This is a genomic window from Streptomyces sp. NPDC056296 (assembly GCF_042268605.1).
Taxonomy (GTDB): domain Bacteria; phylum Actinomycetota; class Actinomycetes; order Streptomycetales; family Streptomycetaceae; genus Streptomyces.
The window spans coordinates 1-3,770 of record NZ_JBHJRX010000043.1 but is presented as its reverse complement, the minus strand read 5'-3'; the positions used below and the strand labels follow the sequence as shown (position 1 = coordinate 3,770).

At 70.2% G+C, this 3,770-nt stretch carries 3 protein-coding genes; 2 read left to right on the top strand and 1 reads right to left on the bottom strand.

All coding sequences use genetic code 11. The features are described 5' to 3' along the window. Nucleotides 1-153: 153 nt before the first annotated feature. Nucleotides 154-2,403 (bottom strand): MMPL family transporter, encoded by a 2,250-nt coding sequence (locus ACFCZF_RS28095; RefSeq protein WP_376673997.1) that lies wholly within the window; start codon nt 2,401-2,403, stop codon nt 154-156. Nucleotides 2,404-2,772: 369 nt separating this feature from the next. Here ACFCZF_RS28095 and ACFCZF_RS28090 point away from each other — a divergent pair, with 369 nt between their 5' ends. Next, entirely contained in the window at nt 2,773-3,321 is a 549-nt protein-coding gene (locus tag ACFCZF_RS28090) for a DUF1697 domain-containing protein (RefSeq protein ID WP_376673996.1), read from the top strand. Between the two features lie 114 nt (nt 3,322-3,435). Further along, nucleotides 3,436-3,770, top strand: a 335-nt coding sequence (locus tag ACFCZF_RS28085) for a DsbA family protein (RefSeq protein WP_376673995.1), incomplete at its 3' end; no start/stop codon positions are given.

Genomic DNA, 3,770 nt, shown 5'->3' with positions numbered 1-3,770 from the left:
GGGGGGTGGGGTGGGGGAGGGAATGGGGAGGGGGGGAGGGGGTGGAGGGGAGGGTCAGACACCCGAGAAGAAAAGGGCGGCGGCGGGCCTGGGGGTGCCGGGGACTTCCCGGAACCGACGGGCCCTTCGGCTGTCAGTCGTAGCGGCGGTCGGTCACACCCCGACCCGCTCACCCTCGTCGTCCCGGGCCGCCGGCGCGATCGCCTCGGGCGTCTCGTCGTGGGTGAGGTCCGGGAGCCGGTGCAGCCACTTCGGCAGGTACCAGTTGCGCTCGCCGAGCAGGGCCATCACGGCCGGCAGCAGCACGCCCCGGATGATCGTCGCGTCGATCAGCACCGCCGCCGCCAGGCCCACGCCCATCTGCTTCATGGACTGCATGGACAGCGTGCCGAAGATGGCGAACACGGCGACCATGATGACGGCGGCGCTGGTGACCACACCCGCCGTGGTGACCACGCCGTGCTGGATCGCGTCCCTGGTGGTCCGTCCCCGCAGCCGCGCCTCACGGATCCGCGAGACCACGAACACGTGGTAGTCCATCGACAGGCCGAAGAGGATCACGAAGAGGAACAGCGGCAGCCAGGTGATGATCGCGCCGACGCCCTCGGCGCCCACCAGCGAGGCACCCCACCCGTGCTGGAAGACGGCGACCAGGATGCCGTACGCCGCACCCACCGACAGCAGGTTCAGCACGATCGAGGTGAGCGCGATCGTCAGCGAGCGGAAGGACAGCAGCATCAGCAGGAAGACGAAGACCACCACGAACACGAAGACCGGGAGGACCGACCCGACGAGCTGGTCGTTGAAGTCCTTGGACCCCGCGACCTGTCCGGTGATCGGGGCCTCGACGCCGTCGACCTTGCCGAGCGTCGCCGGCCGTACGTCGTCGCGCAGCTTGTCCAGGCTCTCGCCCGCCTTGTCCTGGTCGGAGCCGCCGACCAGCGGGACGTAGACCAGGGCGACGTTCTGCTCGTCGTGCATCGTGATGTCGACCGGCCCGCGCGAGGCACCGGAACTGACCGCCCGTTCCCGGAAGTCGGCGAGCGCCGCCCGCACCTCGGGGGCGTTGATGTCGTCGGCCTTCACGACCACCTCGGCCGGGTCCGACCCGCCGGGGAACGCCTCGTTGACCCGGTTGTACGTCTGCACGATCGGCAGCGAGTCGCCGAACTCCTGGTCCAGCGTGAGGTTCTCCGTCTTCATGCCGATGGCGGGCGCGGCTACGGCCAGCAGCGCGCCGGTCGCCACCGCGGCGGCGAGCAGCGGCTTGGCGAGCACGCGCCGAAGGACGGCCGTCCAGAACCGGCTGCCGTCGGAGCCGCCGTTCTTCCGGCGCCGGCGCAGGAACGGGAGACGGCCCTTCTCGACCCGCTCGCCCAGCAGGGACAGCAGCGCGGGCAGCACCGTCACCGAGCCGACCATGGCGACCGCGACCACCATCAGCGAGGCCAGGCCCATCGCCTCGAACTCGGCGATGCCGGTGAACAGCATGCCCGCCATCGCCACGCACACCGTGACACCCGAGACGACGATCGCCCGGCCACTGGTGGCGGCGGCGATCCGCAGCGCCGTCTGCGCGTCCCGCCCGGCGGCGCGCTCCTCGCGCTCGCGACGCAGATAGAACAGGCAGTAGTCGACGCCGACGGCCAGACCGACCAGCAGCATCACGGAGTTGGCGGTCTCGCTCATCGGCTGGAAGTGGCTGACCAGGGCCATCAGACCCATCGTCGCGATGATCGCGGTGATCGCCAGCGCGACCGGCACCAGCGCCGCCACCAGCGCGCCGAACGCGACGAGCAGGATGCCGAGGGCCACCGGGACCGCGGAGTACTCGGCCTTCTTGAAGTCGTCGCCGAACGCGTCGTCGAACGTCTTCATCATGCTGGCGCCGCCGATCTCCTCGATCCGCAGCGACTCGTGCTTCTCCTGGACGCCCTCGACGGCCTTCAGCACCGGCTCGACCCGCTCGCCCGCGGTGTCCGCCTCGCCGCGCATGTCGAACTGCACCAGCGCGCTGTGGCCGTCCTTCGAGATGGTCCTGGCCTCGTACGGCGTGGTCACCCCCGTGACCTCGCCGGTTCCCTCCACCGCCGTGACGACCGCGGCGACGGCGGCGCGGAACTCGGCGTCGGTGGCCTTCAGGGACCCGTCCTTCGCCTGGATCAGGACGGTCTCACCGGCCGGTTCGTCGATCCCGGCGTCCTCGACGATCGTGGCGGCGGTGTGCGTCTCACCCCCCATCTGGTCGCTGTCCTTGACGTCGACCCGGCCGGCCGCCGAGCCGAGCCCCATCGCCAGGACGACGAACAGTACCCAGATCCCGACGGCAGCCCATCGGTGCCGGGCACTCCAGCCGCCGGCCCGGGCGGCTATGCCCCGCACCCGTGTTTCTCCGTTCCCCATGACGGGCTTGCCCCCTCGAATGCGGTGGCAGCCCCCTGCCGCCACCTTTCGTTTCGAAGGTATGGCCCGGATAAGGCCATCTCGTCGGCCTCTCCGGTGACGTGCCACGGTGGCGGCTCATCCCTCCGTATCGCCGTTCCTCACCGCTGAGGAGGACTCGGGCCCCTACACCTACCGGGGTTGCTCGAAAGTCGTGATCAGGGTGTATCGCTGGCATGACGCTGGTGCGGGAGCCTTCCGCAGAGTTGTTGAATAAGTCACAGGCGTGTGTAGTGGTTGAACCGCGCACACCGCATCGGCGAGAGTGGCGCGCACGTCGGCCGTCGTGCCCACCCCCACGGGGCACGACGGCCGACCTATGGTGTGCGCATGACGACGAAGTACGCGGCGCTGCTGCGCGGGATCAACGTGGGCGGCGCGAGGAAGGTCCCGATGGCCGACCTGCGTGCGCTCCTGGAAGGCCTCGGCCATGACGCCGTACGCACCCATCTCCAGAGCGGGCAGGCCGTGTTCGCGTCCGGCCACGGGGACGAGGAGTCCCTGGCCGCCGAGTTGACGCGGGCGATCGAGGAGCGGTTCGGCTTCGCGGTGGACGTGATCGTGCGCGACCACGCCTATCTGCAGGCGGTCGCCGAGGCGTGCCCGTTCCCGGCCGCCGAACTGGAGGCCAGGCAACTGCACGTCACCTACTTCTCCGCGCCGGTCGACGAGGAACGCTTCGAGGCGATCGACGGGCCGGCCTTCCGCCCCGAGGAGTTCCGCCTCGGCGACCGTGCCCTGTACCTCTACGCGCCGGACGGCCTCGGCCGCTCCAAGCTCGCCGAGTCCCTCGCCAGGCCCCGTGTGAACAAGGGCCTGATCGCCACCACCCGCAACTGGAACACCGTCGTCAAGCTCGTGGAGCTGACCACACCCTGACCACACCCTGACGGCTCCCAGACCGCTCAAGCCGGACCGAAGGCGAATTGGGCCAGTGGTACGGCGCCGAATTGGGCCGCGACGCCGTACCACCCGGCCACTAGCGTCGGCGCCATGAACACCGCGTCACCTACTCGCGTCGACTGTTTCTTCGACCCCGCCTGCCCCTTCGCCTGGCTCACCTCCCGCTGGCTGCTGGAGGTCGAACGGCAACGCCTGCTCGACCTCCGCTTCCGCGTGATGAGCCTGTACCTGCACAACACCGGCAACGAGCTGCCCGACTGGTACCGGGATCTCGTCGACCGTTCGACCGGCCCGGTGAGGGTCGCGGTGGCCGCCGCCGAGCGGTACGGGGAGAAGGTGCTGCGCGAGCTGTACACCGCGCTCGGCACCCGTATCCACGAGCGGGGCGCCGAGGACTTCGACGCGGTGGTCGCCGAGTCCCTGGC